The organism is Streptomyces sp. NPDC090025, from assembly GCF_044748125.1.
Classification (GTDB): domain Bacteria; phylum Actinomycetota; class Actinomycetes; order Streptomycetales; family Streptomycetaceae; genus Streptomyces.
The window spans coordinates 334,883-353,066 of sequence record NZ_JBIVFL010000006.1 but is presented as its reverse complement, the minus strand read 5'-3'; the positions used below and the strand labels follow the sequence as shown (position 1 = coordinate 353,066).

General features: G+C 72.4%; 16 protein-coding genes. 3 read left to right on the top strand and 13 right to left on the bottom strand.

Annotated features, from left to right (window positions below; all coding sequences use genetic code 11):
- Window positions 1–11: 11 nt before the first annotated feature.
- Together ACIPXM_RS17725 and ACIPXM_RS17720 are read right to left on the bottom strand one after the other, a co-directional pair.
- Window positions 12–1,577 carry a hypothetical protein gene (locus ACIPXM_RS17725; RefSeq protein WP_401656107.1) on the bottom strand — a complete coding sequence of 522 codons (1,566 nt, stop codon included), beginning with the start codon at window positions 1,575–1,577 and terminating at the stop codon, window positions 12–14.
- 21 nt (window positions 1,578–1,598) lie between these two features.
- A complete protein-coding gene (locus ACIPXM_RS17720; RefSeq protein ID WP_401656213.1) occupies window positions 1,599–2,321 on the bottom strand; it encodes a polyprenol monophosphomannose synthase in 723 nt (240 codons plus the stop codon).
- Between the two features lie 429 nt (window positions 2,322–2,750).
- Here ACIPXM_RS17720 and ACIPXM_RS17715 point away from each other — a divergent pair, with 429 nt between their 5' ends.
- A complete protein-coding gene (locus ACIPXM_RS17715) occupies window positions 2,751–4,088 on the top strand; it encodes a UDP-glucose dehydrogenase family protein (protein WP_401656105.1) in 1,338 nt (445 codons plus the stop codon).
- Between the two features lie 104 nt (window positions 4,089–4,192).
- On the opposite strand, the gene ACIPXM_RS17710 is transcribed toward ACIPXM_RS17715, so the two are convergent.
- The 4 genes from ACIPXM_RS17710 to ACIPXM_RS17695 form a co-directional block, all read right to left on the bottom strand.
- Window positions 4,193–5,125, bottom strand: coding sequence for a membrane dipeptidase (locus tag ACIPXM_RS17710; protein ID WP_401656103.1), 933 nt, complete (start codon window positions 5,123–5,125; stop codon window positions 4,193–4,195).
- 216 nt (window positions 5,126–5,341) lie between these two features.
- Window positions 5,342–6,544 carry a dipeptidase gene (locus tag ACIPXM_RS17705; protein WP_401656212.1) on the bottom strand — a complete coding sequence of 401 codons (1,203 nt, stop codon included), beginning with the start codon at window positions 6,542–6,544 and terminating at the stop codon, window positions 5,342–5,344.
- Between the two features lie 50 nt (window positions 6,545–6,594).
- Window positions 6,595–7,092, bottom strand: a complete 498-nt coding sequence (gene purE, locus ACIPXM_RS17700; protein WP_401656210.1) for a 5-(carboxyamino)imidazole ribonucleotide mutase — start codon at window positions 7,090–7,092, stop codon at window positions 6,595–6,597.
- A gap of 43 nt (window positions 7,093–7,135) precedes the next feature.
- The gene (locus ACIPXM_RS17695) at window positions 7,136–8,287 is read right to left on the bottom strand and encodes a 5-(carboxyamino)imidazole ribonucleotide synthase (RefSeq protein ID WP_401656101.1); all 1,152 of its coding nucleotides are present in this window, start codon (window positions 8,285–8,287) and stop codon (window positions 7,136–7,138) included.
- Between the two features lie 198 nt (window positions 8,288–8,485).
- On the opposite strand from ACIPXM_RS17695, the gene ACIPXM_RS17690 reads away from it, so the two are divergent.
- On the top strand, window positions 8,486–9,001 hold the full coding sequence (locus ACIPXM_RS17690) for a GtrA family protein (protein ID WP_401656099.1): 516 nt from the start codon (window positions 8,486–8,488) through the stop codon (window positions 8,999–9,001).
- A gap of 82 nt (window positions 9,002–9,083) precedes the next feature.
- Here ACIPXM_RS17690 and ACIPXM_RS17685 read toward each other — a convergent pair whose 3' ends face one another.
- Complete coding sequence (locus tag ACIPXM_RS17685; protein ID WP_401656097.1) at window positions 9,084–10,358, bottom strand: ATP-binding protein; 1,275 nt, start codon at window positions 10,356–10,358, stop codon at window positions 9,084–9,086.
- Window positions 10,359–10,416: 58 nt separating this feature from the next.
- Window positions 10,417–11,094 (bottom strand): response regulator transcription factor, encoded by a 678-nt coding sequence (locus tag ACIPXM_RS17680; RefSeq protein WP_351577187.1) that lies wholly within the window; start codon window positions 11,092–11,094, stop codon window positions 10,417–10,419.
- Window positions 11,095–11,578: 484 nt separating this feature from the next.
- Between ACIPXM_RS17680 and ACIPXM_RS17675 the strand changes: the two genes are divergently transcribed.
- The gene (locus ACIPXM_RS17675) at window positions 11,579–13,099 is read left to right on the top strand and encodes a peptide MFS transporter (RefSeq protein WP_401656095.1); all 1,521 of its coding nucleotides are present in this window, start codon (window positions 11,579–11,581) and stop codon (window positions 13,097–13,099) included.
- A gap of 139 nt (window positions 13,100–13,238) precedes the next feature.
- Here ACIPXM_RS17675 and ACIPXM_RS17670 read toward each other — a convergent pair whose 3' ends face one another.
- From ACIPXM_RS17670 to ACIPXM_RS17650, 5 genes are all read right to left on the bottom strand, one after another.
- Window positions 13,239–14,669 carry a hypothetical protein gene (locus tag ACIPXM_RS17670; protein ID WP_401656208.1) on the bottom strand — a complete coding sequence of 477 codons (1,431 nt, stop codon included), beginning with the start codon at window positions 14,667–14,669 and terminating at the stop codon, window positions 13,239–13,241.
- Between the two features lie 47 nt (window positions 14,670–14,716).
- On the bottom strand, window positions 14,717–15,835 hold the full coding sequence (locus tag ACIPXM_RS17665; protein ID WP_401656093.1) for a hypothetical protein: 1,119 nt from the start codon (window positions 15,833–15,835) through the stop codon (window positions 14,717–14,719).
- Window positions 15,832–16,806, bottom strand: a complete 975-nt coding sequence (locus tag ACIPXM_RS17660; RefSeq protein ID WP_401656091.1) for a hypothetical protein — start codon at window positions 16,804–16,806, stop codon at window positions 15,832–15,834. The genes ACIPXM_RS17665 and ACIPXM_RS17660 overlap by 4 nt, the downstream gene beginning before the upstream one ends.
- On the bottom strand, window positions 16,806–17,507 hold the full coding sequence (locus tag ACIPXM_RS17655; RefSeq protein WP_401656206.1) for a peptidase: 702 nt from the start codon (window positions 17,505–17,507) through the stop codon (window positions 16,806–16,808). Before ACIPXM_RS17655 ends, ACIPXM_RS17660 begins: the two co-directional genes overlap by 1 nt.
- 184 nt (window positions 17,508–17,691) lie before the next feature.
- Entirely contained in the window at window positions 17,692–18,123 is a 432-nt protein-coding gene (locus ACIPXM_RS17650; RefSeq protein WP_401656089.1) for an ATP-binding protein, read from the bottom strand.
- Window positions 18,124–18,184 lie beyond the last annotated feature (61 nt).

The following is an 18,184-nucleotide window of genomic DNA, read 5'->3' as shown; positions in this document are numbered from 1 at the left end:
CCGGCCCCCGGTCAGCCGACGACGCGGTAGAGGAACTGCGCGTTGGGGCCCTTCTTCACGAAGCGCAGGGCCGGGTCCTTGCCGGACAGGCCGCCTTCGTCGCGCCATTGCAGCACCCACGTGACGTGGTACTTGCGCAGGATCGCCAGGCGTTCCTCACGTGGGGTGGTGCGGGCGAAGTAGCGCTCGGTGTCGGCCCGGCGCTGCCGCTCGTCGGGCAGGAAGAAGTCCGGGTAGCCCGGGATGACGGTGTAGCCGCCGTAGGCGGGGACCTTCTGCGCCGTCCACTCGCCGGTCATGAACACATCGCCGTACGAGGTGTACGGGGTGACCCACTCGTACGACGTCCTGGCGTTCACGGCCCCCTCGGTGACCGTGTCGGGCAGGGCGTCCTCGCGCAGTACGAAGCCGAGCGCGTCCTTCTGTGCCCAGCAGCCGACGACGAGGGCGACCGCGAGCACGGTGCTGAACACGGCCCGGAACAGCCGTTTGCCGCCTTCCACCGCGCAGATGGCGGCGGCGAGCTGGGCGGGGATGACCATGGCGGGTTCGGCCCGGCCGAGGGACCACTTGTCGAGGAGCGCGCCCGCGCCGACCGTCAGCAGCCCGAGCAGGAACCAGATCACCAGCGGGTCGCGCCGGTTGCGCCGCAGCCGCAGCGCCAGGGCGAGGACACCGACCGGGAGCAGCGTGAAGCGCAGCAGCGAACGGCTGTACAGGTCGCGGTGGATGGACTCGAGGCCGCCCACGCCGAAGAGGCCGAAGAACGAGTAGTACGGCCAGACGGCGAGCACCAGCAGACCGGTGGCCAGTCCGGCGCCGAGACGCAGCCAGAGGGCGCCGGACGGCCGGGTCCGCACGGAGGCGAGGACCCCGAGCGCGCCGAAGGTGAAGACGACGCCGGAGAACTGGTGGCTGAGCGTCATGACCGCCCACATCAGGCCCAGCGCGATGTGGCGCGTCCATCCCTGGGTGGGCCGGTGCAGGGCCTTCGCGAGGAGGGCGAGGAAGTGGAAGCCGAGGCCCGTGGCGAAGGTGCTCGGGTACGAGATGTTCAGGGAGAGCGAGGTGAAGCCGAGGAAGCCGCTCCACACCATCAGCTCGCGGCCCCACAGGAAGAGCAGGCAGAGCACGGCCAGCGGGGGTGCGCCGGGGTTCGGGGTGAGGGTGCGGACGAAGTGCCACACGCCGCTGAGCAGCAGGACGAAGCCGATCGCCGCGGCGACCCGCAGGACGTCGAAGGTGCCGAGGCCGGTGACCTTGGCGAGCAGGGCGAGGAAGACGGTCCACGGCGAGTAGTACGGACTCTGCGTCGGGGAGTCGACCATCGGGTTGCCGGGATCGGTGAGGTCGTGCCGGAGCCGCTCGATCGTCGCGGCGTGCACGCCGAGGTCACCGAGCCAGGGCAGCCGGACGATCATGAAGACGAACGCGCCGGTGACCAGCAGCACCGCCCCGTTGAGGGCGGTGGTCAGCGGGGCGGCGACGAGCGGACCGCGGCGCGGAGCGCGGCGGGCGCGGCGGCCCCGGCCGGAGCGGGCGGCGGCGACGGGTATGTCGTCGAGTGCGCGAGACATCTGGGTGCGGCTCCGGCGTGGTCAGCGACGGCCGGAGGAGCGCGCGCGGAGCTTCCACGGCATGGCGATGGACTCGAGCTGGACGGCGAGGTTCATCTTCGACTCGCCGACGGTGCGGTCCTCGAAGTGGATCGGGACCTCCATGACGGGGAAGCCGCGGCGCAGGGCGGCGTACTTCATCTCGACCTGGAAGCTGTAGCCCGCGCTGCCGACGGAGGCCAGGTCGATGGCGCGCAGGGCGTCCGCGCTCCAGAGGTTGAATCCGCCGGTGATGTCACGGACCCGGGTGCCGAGGATGGTGCTCGCGTAGGCGTTGGCCCAGCGCGAGAGCAGCTTGCGGTGGGCGCCCCACGCGTCGGAGAGGGTGCCGCCGGGCACATAGCGGCTGCCGACGACGAGACCTGCGCCGGTGGACAGGGCGACGCCGAGCATCTCGGCGATCTTGTCGGCGGGGTGCGAGCCGTCCGCGTCCATCTGCAGCACGTAGTGGGCGCCGTCCTCGACGGCGCGGCTCATGCCCGCCGCGTAGGCGCGGCCGAGGCCGTCCTTGGAGGTGCGGTGCAGCACCGTCATCCGGGGGGTGCCGTCGGCGGCGAGGCGGGTCTTCGCGAGTTCCTCGGCGATCCGGCCGGTGCCGTCCGGGGAGGAGTCGTCGACCACGAGCAGGCGCAGCCCGGGTATCTCGAGGCCGAGGAGCGACTCGGCCATGCCCGCGATGTTGCCCGCCTCGTTGTAGGTCGGCATGACGACGGTCAGCGGGGTGGCGGCCCAGGATCCGGGCAGCGCGACGGTGTCGGTGGTGCGGTGTACGTGGGTCACGTGCTGATGCCTCTGCTAACTCGCTCGGCCGCGCTCACCGTCGGCCGAGGCAGGCGGTCCGAGACGGTGTGCGGGCGGGCACCGGCGCTGCGGCCGGGCGGTCACCCGCACGTCCCCCGCGCGATGTGTGGTCTGTCGTCCCCGCCGGTCTGCTCTCTTCACAGAAAGCACATGAGTCTCACCGGCCGCACCACGTTACATCTGAATCGTTTCGTTGCCAGCAGCCCTGTGGACATCATCTGTATACCGGCGATGGTTCCCACGGCCCGTATCGGGCGCGGACCAGGCCCTTGACGGGGCCCGACTATGCTCGGGCAGGCACTCGCCCGACCTCGACTCCTCACTGGAGACCGCATGGCCCTGAAGATCACCGTGATCGGCACCGGCTACCTCGGAGCCACCCACGCCGCGGCCATGGCGGAGCTCGGGTTCGAGGTGCTCGGGCTCGACGTCGTGCCCGAGAAGATCGCGCTGCTGTCCGCCGGGCGGGTCCCGATGTACGAGCCGGGTCTTGAGGAGCTGCTGGCCCGGCATGTGGTGGGGATCGAGGGGTCCAGTGGGCGGCTGCGGTTCACCTCCTCCTGGGAGGAGGTCGGCGCCTTCGGTGATGTGCACTTCGTGTGTGTGAACACTCCGCAGAAGCACGGCGAGTACGCCTGCGACATGAGCTACGTCGACGCCGCCTTCGGTTCGCTCGCCGCCGTCGTACGGGACGGGGCCCTGGTCGTCGGCAAGTCGACCGTGCCGGTCGGCTCGGCCGAGCGGCTCGCCGGGGTGCTGCCGGAGGGCGTCGACCTGGCCTGGAACCCGGAGTTCCTGCGCGAGGGCTTCGCCGTGAAGGACACCCTGCACCCGGACCGGATCGTCGTCGGTGTCGCCGGGGACGGGCGCGGTGAGCGGGCCGAGAAGCTGCTGCGCGAGGTGTACGCGGTGCCGACGGCGGAGGGGTCGCCGTTCGTGGTGACCGACTTCCCGACCGCCGAGCTGGTGAAGACCTCCGCGAACTCCTTCCTGGCCACCAAGATCTCCTTCATCAACGCGATGGCGGAGGTCTGCGAGGCGGCCGGCGGTGACGTGGCCAAGCTCGCCGAGGCGATCGGGCACGACGACCGGATCGGCGCCAAGTTCCTGCGGGCCGGGATCGGCTTCGGCGGCGGCTGTCTGCCGAAGGACATCCGGGCCTTCATGGCGCGCGCCGGTGAGCTGGGCGCCGACCAGGCGCTGACCTTCCTGCGCGAGATCGACTCGATCAACATGCGGCGCCGCGCCTCCATGGTCGAGATGGCCCGCGAGGCGCTGGGCGGCGGATTCCTCGGCAAGCGGGTCGCCGTGCTCGGCGCGACCTTCAAGCCCGACTCGGACGACGTCCGGGACTCCCCCGCGCTGAACGTGGCGGGCCAGATCCACCTCCAGGGCGGCCAGGTCACCGTCTACGACCCCAAGGGCATGGACAACGCCCGCCGTCTCTTCCCGACCCTCGGCTACGCGCCGACCGCGCTCGACGCGGTGCGCGGTGCCGACGTGGTGCTGCACCTGACCGAGTGGCGCGAGTTCCGGGACGCGCTCGACCCGGCCGAGCTGGCCGGGGTCGTCTCCGCCCCGGTCATCCTGGACGGCCGCAACGCGCTCGACCCGGCCCGCTGGCGGCAGGCCGGCTGGACGTACCGGGCGATGGGCCGCCCGCGCGCCTGACGGACCGGACCGGAATCGGGCCAGAACCGGAACCGGGCCAGGGCCCGTGCTCGTACGAAAGTACGGGCACGGGCCCTGGCCCGTTTCGTGAGCCGGCTACCCGGCTACCCGGCTCTCAGGCGCGTCGCTCTCGCCCGGAACTCCGTCTCCCGCAGCACCCGGGTGACGTTGCCGTGCGCCAGGCCGACCAGGTCCTGCGCCTGCCAGCCGCGGCGCAGCAGCTCCGCCACGAGCGGGACATAGCCGGTGGCCGGGTCCGCGGGGTGCGAGAGGCCGATCGAGCGCGGGCCCGCGAGGGCGTGCGCCCGGTCCAGCGCGTCGGCCGTGGCGGCCGGGTCGGTGCCGACCCGCACCAGGCACACCCCGGCCTTCTCGCCGAGCAGCCGCAGCACGTCGTCCGGCACGGAGTCCGGCTCCGCGCGGCCGAGCAGGACCGGGGCCCGGCTCACCGCGAGGGTCTGCCGGACGGTGTCCGGGTCGGCGCCCGCGAGGTCGACGGTGAGGCCCAGCCGGTTCATCTCGCGGACCGCCTCGCGGGCGAACCGGTCGTACCGGGTGAGCTCGACCGTCCTGACCCCGAGCGCGTGGTACGCCCGGAGGGTGGCCGCCGAACCGCCGACCGCCGCCCAGCTCACCGGGCCGAGGACCACGGCCACCCGCCCGCGGTTGCGGGCGTCGGCCATCTCGGCGGTGGTGTGCGCGAGCCGCAGGTCCTCGGGACAGGCCGCGACCACGGCACGGACCGCGTCGATGCGGCGCAGGGTGCCGAGGACTCCTTCGTCGGCTTCCACGCGCAGCGACCAGAGCTGCGCGCCCGCCTCGGCGGCCCGCGGCGGCGGCAGGTCCTCCGGGTCGGGATCGAGGGTGCGGGGCGGGTCCGTGTGCCCCTCGACGACCGGCTGCGCCGCCAGCAGGGCGCGGGCTCGGGTCGACTCGTCGAGGGGCCGGGGATGTTCGGGGGGATCGGTGTCGCCCGCCGCCGCGGCGTGGGCGACGGTGAACGTCGTGGTGGTGGGATCGTCCAGCAGATCTGCCATGGGTGACTCAACTCCGTACTACTGAGGCAGTACCGCCACCGTGCCACCGGCCCCCGGCGGCGGCGCGCCGGGCTAGGCCGTCCGGGCGACGGGCCAGCGGGCACCCGGACCGGGCGCGGAGCGGGCACCCGGACCGGGCGGCGGACGCCGACAGGGGCCCCGCCGACGGCGGAGCCCCTGCTGACGTGTCGTCACATCCCGTGCACCCGGCGGCGGTCACAGCTCCCGGGGGGCGATCGTCGCGATCGACGCACCGCGCAGCGCCTGCTGCTCGCGCGCCACCGCCTCCACGTCCCGCAGCACTCGCACCGCGTTGGACCAGGTCAGCTTGGCCAGGTCGGCCTTCGACCAGCCGCGGACGAGGAGCTCCGCGATCAGGTTCGGGTACCCGGAGACGTCGTCGAGGCCGTCGGGGGTGAACGCGGTGCCGTCGAAGTCGCCGCCGATGCCGATGTGGTCGACGCCCGCGATCTCCCGCATCCGGTCGAGGTGGTCGGCGACGGTGGCCACGGTCGCGACCGGGCGCGGGTTCGCCGCCTCGAAGGCGCGGTGCACCTCCATCGCCTCCGGCGTCGTGGTCAGCGGGTGCAGCCCGTGCGCCCGCATGTTCTCGTCGGCGCGGGCGGTCCACTCGACGGCCGCGGGCAGGATGAACTTCGGCACGAAGGTCACCATCGCCACACCGCCGTTGCCGGGCAGCCGCTCCAGGACGTCGTCCGGGATGTTGCGCGGGTGGTCGCAGACCGCGCGCGACGAGGAGTGCGAGAAGATCACCGGCGCGCCACTGGTGTCGAACGCGTCCCGCATGGTCGTGGGGGCCACGTGCGAGAGGTCCACCATCATGCCGACGCGGTTCATCTCGCGGACGACCTCACGGCCGAAGCCGGTGAGTCCGCCGTGCCGGGGCGCGTCGGTCGCCGAGTCCGCCCAGTCGTTGTTCTCGTTGTGCGTGAGCGTCATGTAGCGCACCCCGAGGGTGTGCAGGGCGCGCAGGGTGGCCAGCGAGTTGTTGATGGAGTGGCCGCCCTCGGCGCCCTTGAGGGACGCGATCCGGCCCTCCTTGCGGGCCGCCTCCATGTCGTCGGCGGTCCTGGCGGGCGCCAGCGCGTCCGGGTACCGCTCGATCAGCCGGTCGACGACGTCGATCTGCTCCAGGGTGGCGCTGACCGCGTCCTCCCCCGCCATCCGGCCGGGCACGAACACCGACCAGAACTGGGCGCCGACGCCACCGGCGCGCAGCCGGCCGAGGTCGGTGTGCAGGGTGGCGGAGCAGTCGTGGGCGATGTCGAGCGCGTCGAGGTCGTAGCCGCTCTGGGCCCGCAGCGCCCACGGGAGGTCGTTGTGGCCGTCGACGACGGGGTGCTCGGCGAGCAGTTCGCGCGCCTCCGCGAGCCGCTCGGCCGCCGCGCCGCCGCCGATTGCCGAGCCGGCGGTCCCGGCGGTCCCGGCGGTCACCGCGTCCCCGGCGCTCACTGGGCGAACCCGAAGCCGCTCGCGCCTTCGACCTTCTGGCGCAGCCGCTTGCCCTTGTCCGTCGCCTGCTCGCTCAGCTCGCGCTGGAACTCCCGCATCCGGGTCAGCAGTTCGGGATCGTGCGCGGCCAGGATCCGGGCCGCGAGCAGGCCCGCGTTGCGCGCGCCGCCGACCGAGACGGTGGCCACCGGCACGCCCGCCGGCATCTGCACGATGGACAGCAACGAGTCCATGCCGTCGAGGTACTTGAGCGGCACCGGCACGCCGATGACCGGCAGCGGGGTGACCGAGGCGAGCATGCCCGGCAGATGGGCGGCGCCGCCCGCGCCCGCGATGACGGCCTTCAGACCGCGGTCCGCGGCCTGCTCGCCGTACGCGATCATCTCGCGCGGCATCCGGTGCGCGGACACGACGTCGACCTCGTACGGGATCTCGAACTCGTCCAGGGCCTGCGCCGCGAGCTCCATGACCGGCCAGTCCGAGTCGGAGCCCATGACGATGCCGACGAGCGGCGTCGGAGCGCTCGAAGCGGTGGGGTTACTCAACGATCGTTCCTCGCAGGTAGTCGGCGGCGTGACGGGCGCGCTCCAGCACGTCGTCCAGGTCGTCGCCGTAGGTGTTGACGTGCCCCACCTTGCGGCCGGGCTTCACGTCCTTGCCGTACATGTGGATCTTGAGCTGGGGGTCGCGGGCCATGCAGTGCAGGTACGCCTGATACATGTCCGGGTAGTCACCGCCCAGAACATTGCACATGACGGTCCACTTCGCGCGGGGGCGCGGATCGCCCAGCGGAAGGTCGAGGACGGCCCGGACGTGGTTGGCGAACTGCGAGGTCACCGCGCCGTCCTGGGTCCAGTGACCGGAGTTGTGCGGGCGCATGGCGAGCTCGTTGACGAGGATCCGGCGGCCGCCGTCCGCGTCCGCCACCTCGAACAGCTCGACGGCCAGATGGCCGACGACGTCCAGCTCCTTGGCGATCCGCAGGGCCAGCTCCTGCGCCTGCCCGGCGAGTTCGTCGTCGAGGCCGGGCGCGGGCGCGATCACCGTGTCGCACACCCCGTCGACCTGCCGGGACTCCACCACCGGATAGGCGACGGCCTGGCCGTGCGGGGAGCGCACGATGTTCGCCGCGAGCTCGCGGACGAAGTCGACCTTCTCCTCGGCGAGGACCGGGACCCCGGCCCGGAACGGCTCCTCGGCGTCGGCGGCGGAGCGCACGAACCACACGCCCTTGCCGTCGTAGCCGCCGCGGACGGTCTTCAGGATCACCGGGAAACCGCCGGCCTCCGCGGCGAACGCCACCGCGTCGGCCGGATCGGCCACGATCCGGTGCCGCGGGCTCGGCGCGCCGATCTCGTCGAGCTTCGCCCGCATCACCCCCTTGTCCTGGGCGTGCGCGAGGGCCGCGCGGCCCGGCCGGACGGCGACGCCGTCCGCCTCCAGGGCAGCGAGGTGCTCCGCGGGCACATGCTCGTGATCGAAAGTGATCACGTCGCAGCCGCGCGCGAAGTCACGCAGCGTGTCCAGGTCGCGATGGTCGCCGATGACGACCTCGCTCACCACCTGGGCCGCCGAGTCCTGCGGGGTGTCACTGAGCAGCTTGAACTTGATGCCGAGGGGGATGCCCGCCTCGTGGGTCATACGGGCGAGCTGACCGCCACCGACCATGCCGACTACCGGGAACGTCACCCTCTTAGGGTATCCGCACAAGTTCCGGAGCCTCGTCCGGCTGTGTTTTGTCACAGTCGGGGTGTGCTCGCACACGGTTCGCACACGGATCGGGAACATCCCGGGCAGGTGCCAGGAGGGGTGGTTAGCATGGCTGGGTTGACGCCCGCCCGGGCGCCGACGGAACACATCCGGAACTGACGGGACAGAGCCATCACGATGAGTGAACCCGGCGCGCTGCGCATGCGAGTGGACCGGCTCGTCCGCGAGGTCGCCAAATTCGGCGTGGTCGGCGGTCTGGGCGTCCTGGTCAACCTGGCCGTCTTCAACCTGGTCCGGCACCTCACCGACCTTCCGGTGGTGCGGGCCAGCATCATCGCCACGGCCGCGGCGATCCTCTTCAACTACGTGGGGTTCCGCTACTTCACGTACCGCGACCGCGACAAGTCCGGCCGCACCAAGGAACTGGTGCTGTTCCTGCTGTTCAGCGCGGTCGGCATGGTGATCGAGAACGGTGTGCTGTACGCGGCGACGTACGGCTTCGGCTGGGACACCCCGCTGCAGAGCAACTTCTTCAAGTTCTTCGGCATCGGCGTCGCGACCCTGTTCCGCTTCTGGTCCTACCGCACCTGGGTGTTCCGGACGCTGCCCGCGAAGGAGGCGGTGCAGGCCGCCGAATCGTTCCTGGAGCAGACGCCCCGGCAGGCGGGCCGCAAGCAGCCCGACCGGGTCTGAGCCGCCCGCTTCCGACCCGCCCGGCCCGCCCCCATATCAGCGCCGTCGACGCCCTGCCTGTACGTCATCGACGCCCGGTCCCTCAGCGGACCGGGCGTTCCTGTTCCGGCCGCTCCGAGCGGCTCCTGACCTCGCGGCTCAGGAAGAGCGCGAACACCGGCGGCTGCTGCTGGAGCAGCTCAAGACGGCCGCCGTCGGCCTCCGCGAGGTCCCGGGCGACCGCCAGGCCGATCCCGGTGGAGCTGCGGCCGCTGACGGCCCGCTCGAAGATCCGGGCGCCCAGGTCGGCGGGGACGCCCGGGCCCTCGTCGGTGACCTCGATCACCGACTGGTTGCCGGTGACCCGGGTGCGCAGCGCGACCGTGCCGCCGCCGTGCATGAGCGAGTTCTCGATCAGCGCGGCGAGCACCTGGGCGACCGCGCCCGGGGTGCCGACCGCGCGCATGCCCCGCTTGCCGGAGTGGACGACGGCGCGGCCCGCGCTGCGGTAGGCGGGGCGCCATTCGGCCAGCTGCTGCTGGATGACCTCGTCCAGGTCGAAGGCGACGGCCGAGCCGGTGCGCGGGTCGCGGGCGTTGGTGAGCAGCCGTTCGACGACGTCGGTGAGCCGTTCCACCTGGGTGAGGGCGATCGTCGCCTCGTCCCGTACGGTCTCCAGGTCGTCGGCGACGGCGACCTCCTCCAGGCGCATGGAGAGCGCGGTCAGCGGCGTACGGAGCTGGTGGGAGGCGTCGGCGGCGAGCCGGCGCTCGGCGGTGAGCATCCGGGCGATCCGCTCGGCGGAGGCGTCCAGGACGTCCGCGACCCGGTCGAGCTCGGGCACCCCGTACCGCTTGTGCCGGGGCCGCGGGTCGCCGGAGCCGAGCCGTTCGGCGGTCTCGGCGAGGTCGGTGAGCGGCGACGCGAGCTTGTTGGCCTGGCGTACGGCGAGCAGCACGGCGGCGACGACGCAGAGCAGCGCCACCGCGGCGATGATCAGCAGGGTCCTGCCGACCTCGCTGGTGACCACCGAGCGGGCCTCCTCGACGACCACGGTCTCGCCGCGCTCGCCCTCGGCGAAGCCGCGGATGACGCTGCCGGTGGGGCGGGTGCCGATCTGGATCGGGTCGTGGCCCGGCATCCGTACCGTCGCGTACCGCTTGGCGCCGCTCAGCTCGGCGAGCACCGCCGGGTCGACGGGCTCGCCGCCCGCCAGCCTGCTGTCGATGATCGAGGCGATCCGCAGGGCCTCGGAGTCGACGCTCTCCTGGGCGCTGCTGGAGATCGTGCGGGTCTCGACGATGACCAGGGAGACGCCGAAGACGGCGATGACGACGAGCACCACGGCGAGCGTGGAGTTGATCAGACGGCGGCGCACGGGGCGGGATCAGCTCTTTCTGTTCACAGCCGGGCGGCCGGGTCCGGCTCGGCCCGGCTCAGCTCTTCTCGAAGCGGAAGCCGACGCCCCGGACGGTGGCGATGTAGCGCGGGTTGGCCGCGTCGTCGCCGAGCTTCTTGCGCAGCCAGGAGATGTGCATGTCGAGGGTCTTGGTGGAGGACCACCAGGTGGTGTCCCAGACCTCGCGCATCAGCTGGTCGCGGGTGACCACCCGGCCCGCGTCCCGGACCAGGACCCGGAGCAGGTCGAACTCCTTGGCGGTGAGCTGGAGCTCCTCGTCGCCCATCCAGGCGCGGTGCGACTCGACGTCGATCCGTACGCCGTGGGTGGCGGGCGCGGCGGCCGGCTCGGTGGCGCCGCGCCGGAGCAGGGCCCGGACCCGGGCGAGCAGTTCGGCGAGCCGGAACGGCTTGGTGACGTAGTCGTCGGCCCCGGCGTCGAGACCCACCACGGTGTCGACCTCGTCGGCGCGCGCGGTCAGCACCAGGATCGGCACGGTGTGCCCGTCGGCGCGCAGCCGCCTGGCGACCTCCAGGCCGTCCATGCCGGGCAGACCCAGGTCGAGCACGACCAGGTCGACGCCGCCCTGGAGGCCGGCGTCGAGGGCGGTGGGGCCGTCCTCGCGGACCTCGACCTCGTATCCCTCCCGCCGCAGGGCGCGGGCCAGCGGTTCCGAGATGGATGCGTCGTCCTCGGCGAGCAGTACACGGGTCATGGGGTGATGGTAGTCCGCACCGGGACCGGGCCGGGGCGCGATCGCCACGCCCGGCGCGGGGGCGGTGCGGGGGCGGCCCTGAGACGGTCCGGGGTACCGGCGAGGGCCTGTGGATCTTGCCCGCAAGCCCCTTCTCGCCTTCGAATGAAGGAGATTGGTTCCGGACCCGCCTGTGATCCATCTCTCAAGTCCTTCCATATCCGCCACTGTCGTGTCGTATGGTGTCGAGAGTTCTGTAGCGGTAATCGGGGACCTTTGGCCGTCTTGACACGCCAAGGGTCTCTTTTCTGCACAAGGCGGCCGTCGGCAGCCTTGAGGACAGTGCCGCTTGAGGACAGTGAATGACCTGTGGGCCGGGTTCCGGCGCGATGAAGCGTCGGGGCGTGGATCCCGGAGGAGTGCGACCGCTCCCCTCCGGTGCCGGCCTCCCCCACCGGGCGCCCCACGCTCACGAAGCGCGCGTCCCGACAGAGCAAGGATCGACATGGCGTCGAGCATGACGACGGCTTCTCCTGGGCAGGCCCAGTACCAGAAGACGTTCCTCGGACACCCCCGGGGTCTGACCACCCTCTTCTTCACCGAGATGTGGGAGCGCTTCTCCTACTACGGCATGAGGGCCCTGCTGGTCTACTACTTGGTCTCCGGCGGCGTCGACGCCGCGAAGGGGAGCCAGGGCGGCGGCCTCGCCATGACGGCGGCCACGGCCACGGCGATCTACTCCGTGTACGTGTCGATGGTCTACCTGATGGCCATGCCCGGCGGCTGGTTCGGTGACCGCGTCTGGGGCGCCCGCAAGACGGTCACCATCGCCGGTTTCGTGATCATCGGTGGTCACATCGCGCTCGCGATCCCCGGTCAGGCGGCGTTCTTCGCCGGTCTCGCGCTGGTCGCGGTCGGCTCCGGTCTGCTCAAGGCCAACATCTCCACGATGGTCGGCCACCTCTACAACGGTCCCGAGGACCCGCGTCGTGACGGCGGCTTCACGCTGTTCTACATCGGCATCAACCTCGGTGCCTTCATCGCGCCGTTCGTGATCGGCACCATCGGCAAGGAAGTCAACTGGCACGTGGGCTTCGCGCTCGCCGCCGTCGGCATGGGCCTCGGCCTCGCCGTCTTCCTCGGTTTCGGCAAGAGCCTGAACCCGAAGAGCAGCGAGGTCCCGAACCCGCTGTCCGCCGAGGAGCGCAAGAGCATCCTCGTCAAGGTCTGCCTGGTCCTGGTCGCCGCCGCCGTCTTCTACGGCGCCGTCGTCGCCCTCGGCATGTACACCCTGAACTGGGCGCTCGTGCCGCTGACCCTGGCCGGTCTGATCATCCCGGTCGCCGTGCTGACCCGCATCAAGCGCGACAAGGACCTCAGCAAGTCCGAGCAGTCCAAGATGAACGGCTACATCTGGTTCTTCGTGGCCGCCGCCATCTTCTGGATGATCTACGACCAGGGCGGCTCGACGCTGTCCCTGTTCGCCGACAGCAAGACCGCCGACACCGTCCTCGGCCTCGGCTTCTCGGCCACCTGGTACCAGTCCCTGAACCCGCTGTTCGTCATGGCGCTCGCCCCGGTGTTCGCCTGGCTGTGGCTGTGGCTGGCCCGCAAGAACCAGGAACCGAACACCATCGTGAAGTTCTCGATGGGTCTGGTCCTGGTCGGCGCCTCGTTCTTCGTCTTCATCGTCCCGATGAACATGGCGGGCGACGGCACCAAGGTCTCCCCGATGTGGCTCGTCTCGATCTACATGATCCAGACCATCGGTGAGCTGTGCCTCTCCCCGGTCGGCCTCTCGGTCACCACGAAGATGGCACCGCAGAAGTACGCCTCCCAGATGATGGGTGTCTGGTTCCTCGCCGTCACCGCCGGTGACTGCACCACGGGTCTGCTCTCCATCGCGGGTGTCGACCTCAACGGGACAGGGATCATCGCGATGCAGGCATCGCTGGCCGCGCTCGCCGGATTCGCGGTCTTCATGTACCGCAAGAAGGTCCAGACGATGATGGGCACCGTGCACTGACGCACCGCCCGGTCCGACCGATACGAAGGAGGGCCCGCCGCACCGGATTCGGTGCGGCGGGCCCTCCTTCGTCGTACGGCCTGACGGCCTTACGGCCTGACGGCCTGACGGTCATGCGGGTACGGTCACCGGCTCGCGGTCACCGGCGGAGCTTCGCCCACGGGGTGAACGTGAACACCGCGCCGCCCAGCAGGATCACGGTGCCCGCGACCAGGGCGAGGGCGCGCAGCGCGCCGCCGTCCTCGGCGCCGGTCTGCGGCAGCTCGCCGCCGCTGCCGCTGGTGGCGGAGCCGTTGCTCGCGCTGCCGTTGCTGGCGGCGCCCGAGTCACCGGTGCCGCCGGCCGCGCCGCCCGACTGCTTCTCGGTGTCGAGGGTGAGCGATGCCTGCGGCGCGCCCTTGACCGTGCACGGGATGTTGATCTTCGCGCCGCCGAGCGACACGTCGATCGTCAGGGTGCCGGGCGTGAGGGTGGCCTTGCCGGTGGCGCCCGGCTTGTAGGTGCCGGTCATGTCGGTGAGGCTGACCGGCTGGCCCATCTCCAGGGGCGTCGGGTTGGCGGCGCCCGTGACGGTGACGGAGCCGCTGTCCGCGCCGCCGATCCTGATCGCCATGGACGGCTTGAGGGCACCCGCCGGGAGCGGCGCCGGGCTGTTCATGACGCCCTTGGCGGTCTTCACGGTGAGGGTGTACGAGCCGCCGTTCTTCTTGGCGTTGATCGTCACCTTGGAGGTGATGGCAGCCGGGCCCGGCGACTTGCAGGCGAACTGGACGGCCACCTCCTTGCCCGGGAAGTCGGTCTGCCCGCCGGAACCGCCCGAGGAACCACCGGCCGCGGTGCCGCCGGAGGCCGTGGTGGTGCCGCCGGACGAGGTCGTCGTACCGCCCGAGGAGGTCGTCGTACCGCCGGAGGAGGTCGTCGTACCGCCCGAGGAGGTGGTGGTGCCGCCCGAGGAGGTGGTGGTGCCGCCGGAGGAGGTGGTGGTGCCACCGCTGCCGGCCGTCGTACCGCCGGACGCGCTGGTCGTACCGCCGGACGAGGTCGTCGTACCGCCGGACGTGCCGCCCGCCGCCGTCACCTTGATGGTGGCCGCGGCGCCGACCGTCTCCTTCGGGGAGCACTTGGTGTCGGTGGACAGCGGCTTGGAGACGTTGATCGTGTACTTGTCGGGCGTCAGCGTGACGTCGCCCGCCGTGTCCAGCTTCAGCTTCCCCTTCATCTCCGGCAGGATCATCGGGCTGTTCTTCTTGATCGGCGGGTTCTGCCGGGGGCCCTCCACGGCCAGCGTGCCGCTGCCCGCGCCGCCCAGCTTGATGGTGCCGCTCGGCTTCACGGTGTTGGCGTCGAGGTCGAGCACGTCCGGGTTCTTGGACGCGGCCTCGACCGTCTTCCAGACCACCTCGACCTCGTCGCCGACCTTCGCCGTGGCGGGCGCGGTGATCAGCACCTTGGTGGTGCCCTGGACCGGCGGCAGGCCGGAGATGGACGGCGGGATGCACTCGGTCTTGTAGGAGACCTCCGCCGCCATGGCGGGGCCCGCTGTCAGCAGGAGTCCCGCGCCGCCGAGCATCAGCGCGACACCCGCCGCGCCGATCCTCCGTGCCGTGCGTGTCGTCGTCACGCCTGTCCCTTCGTCGTCGGGCTGTTCTCTGACGGTGCGGAGTCAGGGGTGAACCACGGGAGGACCACGGTCGGTTCGTCCCCGGCGGCCGGACGGGCCGCCGGTACGGGCAGGGGTACGCGGCCGGGGCCGCCGGGCGCGGTGCGCGGCCCGGCCGCGGTACGGGACCGGCCGCGCGGCCTCGCCCGGCTGCCGCCGGTGCGGTGCGCGGGCCCGGCCGGGCGCAGCTTGTCGACCACGGCCATGCCGATCCGGAACAGTCCGGCCGGGACGACAACGGCGAGCAGCAGCCAGAAGAGCGTGACGCCCCAGGGGCGGCCGACGCCCCAGGGCTGTTCCAGGACGACCTTCCCGGCGTACCGCACGGAGACCTGGTAGTCGCCGTGGGCGCCCGCGGTCAGTTCGACCGGCAGCTTCACCAGGGCCTTGCGGCCGGGTGCGATGGTGCCGCGCCACTGGCGTTCCTCGTACTGCGGCGCGAACACCCCGTGGCTGGTGCCGACTTCGAAGACGGGGTCCTTGACCGGGCCCTGGCCGAGGTTGCCGAGGGTGACCACGATCTCGCGGCGGGCCGGGGCGCCGAACCAGACCAGGACCCCGCTGTCGCCGTCGAGCCGGGCCGAGGTGAGGACGACGAGGCGGCCCGCCCCCGAGTCCTGCGGGAGCGGCGCGGTGGGATGTCCGGCGACGGTGAACTCGACGTCCACGGTGTCCTGTTGACCGGTGACCCCGGCGACGTGGACGACGCAGGGGCAGGGTTCGGGCGGTTCGGCGACCGGCAGCTTCTGACTGAAGGAGCCCTTGGCATCGACGGTGGCGGCGCGCCCGTCGGTGTTGGCGCAGGAGTTGGTGCCGCCGATGACGCCCTTGCCGGGTGCGGCCTTGCCGCAGATCAGCAGCATCAGGAGCGCGCCCGGCCGCCAGCCGGAGCCGCTGACGGTGATCTCGCCGCCCTTGCCGCCCTCGGTCTGCGACAGCGCCACCTTGGGCTGTTCGGCCGCGCTCGCGACGGCGGCCGGGAGCACCGGGAGCACGGCGCACAGCGGGGCGAGCAGCAGGGCGGCGAGCAGCGGGCGGATGGCCAGGGCGGCGGCACGGGTACGTGCGGACCTCATCGCTTCCTCCGTCGTAGCGCGTACGTGGTCGCCCCGGCCGCCGCGAGCAGCGCGGCCGTGAGTGCGCCGAGGCCCGCCGGGGAGGCGAAGGAGGCGTCCGCGCGGGCGGTCGCGGTGGCCGCGCCGGGGGCGTCGGCCGTGAGTCGGACGGTGACCGAGTCGAGCGCGGGCGGGTCCGGCCAGGGCTCGGTGCGGGTGACGCGCTCGCCGGGGCGCAGGGCGAGGGGGAGGGCGTGCGAGGGGCGGTCGAGGACGGTGCCGAGCAGGCCGTCGGCCCGTACCGCGAGGGTGGGCGCGAGGACCGTGTTGCCCCGGTTGACCAGGGTGTAGCGGAGCGTGCCCGAGCGTTCCACCCGGACGTCCTCGACGGTGAGCGCGGCGAGCCGGGGCCCGCCGACGCGCAGATGGAGCGGGATGACGCTCTCCCGGCCGCCCGCGCTCGCCCGTACCGAACCCTGGTGGTCACCGGGCGGGGTGCCCGCGGTGACGGTCACCGCGAACGGCACGTCGGCGCGGGTCCTGGCGGGCACGGTCACCGTGCGGGCGGCGAAGGCGACGGGCGCGCCCCGGCCGGTGAGCCGCACGGTGAGCGGCTTCGGGCCGGGGTTGGTGACGGAGAGGGTGTCCTCGAGGACGCTGCCCGCGGCGCCCTCCAGATAGACGTACGGGCGGCCGGCGGCGGGCGCGGCGGACCAGGCGGTGGTGGCGGTCGCGGCGGTGGCGGGCGATGGGGGTGCGGCCGTCGCCCTGGCCGGTGGCTTCGCCGTGACGGCCGTCGTGGCGGTCGGCGTCGCCGCCCTGGGCGTCGCCGCGTGGGCCACCGGGCCCGGCGCGGCGGCCAGGGCGAGCGCGGCGAGCCCGGTGAACGCGCCGCACAGACCGAGGGCGGGTGCGGGGCCCTTGGCCGTACGGTGTGCCGCCCGTGCCCTCCGGACCGCCCTGGTCGCCGGTGCCGCCGGTGCCGCCCGCATCAGCGCGCCGTGTGCCGGGCCGTGCGCCGGGTGAGCCAGAGCACCCCGGCCGTGCCGGTGAGCAGCACCGTGCCGCCGAGGGTGCCGAGCGCGGCGGCGGAGTCGAGCGGTCCCGTCTTGGGCAGCTGGTCGCCCGAACCGCCGGAGCCGGAGCCACCGTTGTCGCCACTGCCGCCGGAGCCGCCCGCGCCGGTCACGTCGAGTTCGAGGGCGGGCTTGGGATGGTTGGTCGGGGTGCAGACGGCGGCGTCCATGCCGAGCGCGTGCACGGTGAGCTTCCCGGCGGTGAAGGTGACCTTGCCGCTCTTCTTCGGGGTGTACGTGCCCGTCAGCTGCCCGATCTTGATGGGCGTGCTGGGTGGGATGACGGCGGCGTTCGGTACGCCCTTGACCTGGACCGTGGCGCTCTCGGCGCCGCCGACGACGAGCTCGGCGCGCGGCACCATCACGCCCTTGGGCAGTTCGACCGGGCTGTCGGAGACGCCCTTCTCGAAGGACATCGTGACGGTGTACCCGCTGCCGCTCTTCACGGCGGTGATGCCGACGGGCGAGACGGCGCCCTTGGGGCCGATCTTCGTCTCGCAGGCGTAGTTGACGTCGACGACGGCGGCCTGGGCGGCGGGCGCGGCGAGCAGGACGGACCCGCCCGCCACGGCGATGGCGGCCGCCAGGCCACAGGCTTTTCTCCTCCGGTACGGCATCTCGCGCATCTCGTTGCACCCCTCGACGCTGCGTCACGTTACTGACGGTTCATCAGATTGGCCGTCAAGGTACGCCCGGGGCCCTGCGGAGGGAAGAGAGAGGAAAGGCAGAAGGTTGTGAAAGTCCGTGCGGGTGCCGGGGTGGACCGGCGACGGGGCCCGGGCGGGGCCCGGGGGCCAACCGCTAGGCGGGTGCGGCGAGTTCGGCCCAGACGGTCTTGCCGGGGGCGCCCGGCACCCGGTCGATGCCCCAGGCGCGGCAGAGCCGCTGCACGATGAACATGCCGTGCCCGCCGGGGCGTCCGGCCCGGTGCGGGGTGCGGGGCGCGGGCTGCCCGGCGCCGCGGTCGGCGACCTCCAGGCGGAGGACCTCCGCCAGCCGGAGGACCCGCAGGCTCTCCGGGCCCTCGGCGTACAGACAGGCGTTGGTGACGAGTTCGGATACGACGAGCAGGACGTCCTCGGCGGCGGCCCGCCGGTCGGCGGTGGCGGCCGGGAGCCAGCCCCAGTCGTACAGCGCCTTGCGGGTGAAGTCGCGGGCGAGCGGAACGGTGCCGCTGGTGGCCCCGAGCGCGAGGACGCGGACGTCGGGGTCGCCGGAGGCGGTCTCCTTCAACGCTTCACCTCACCGATACCGGTTTCGACAGGATTCGACAGGACGGGGAACGGGCTGGGAC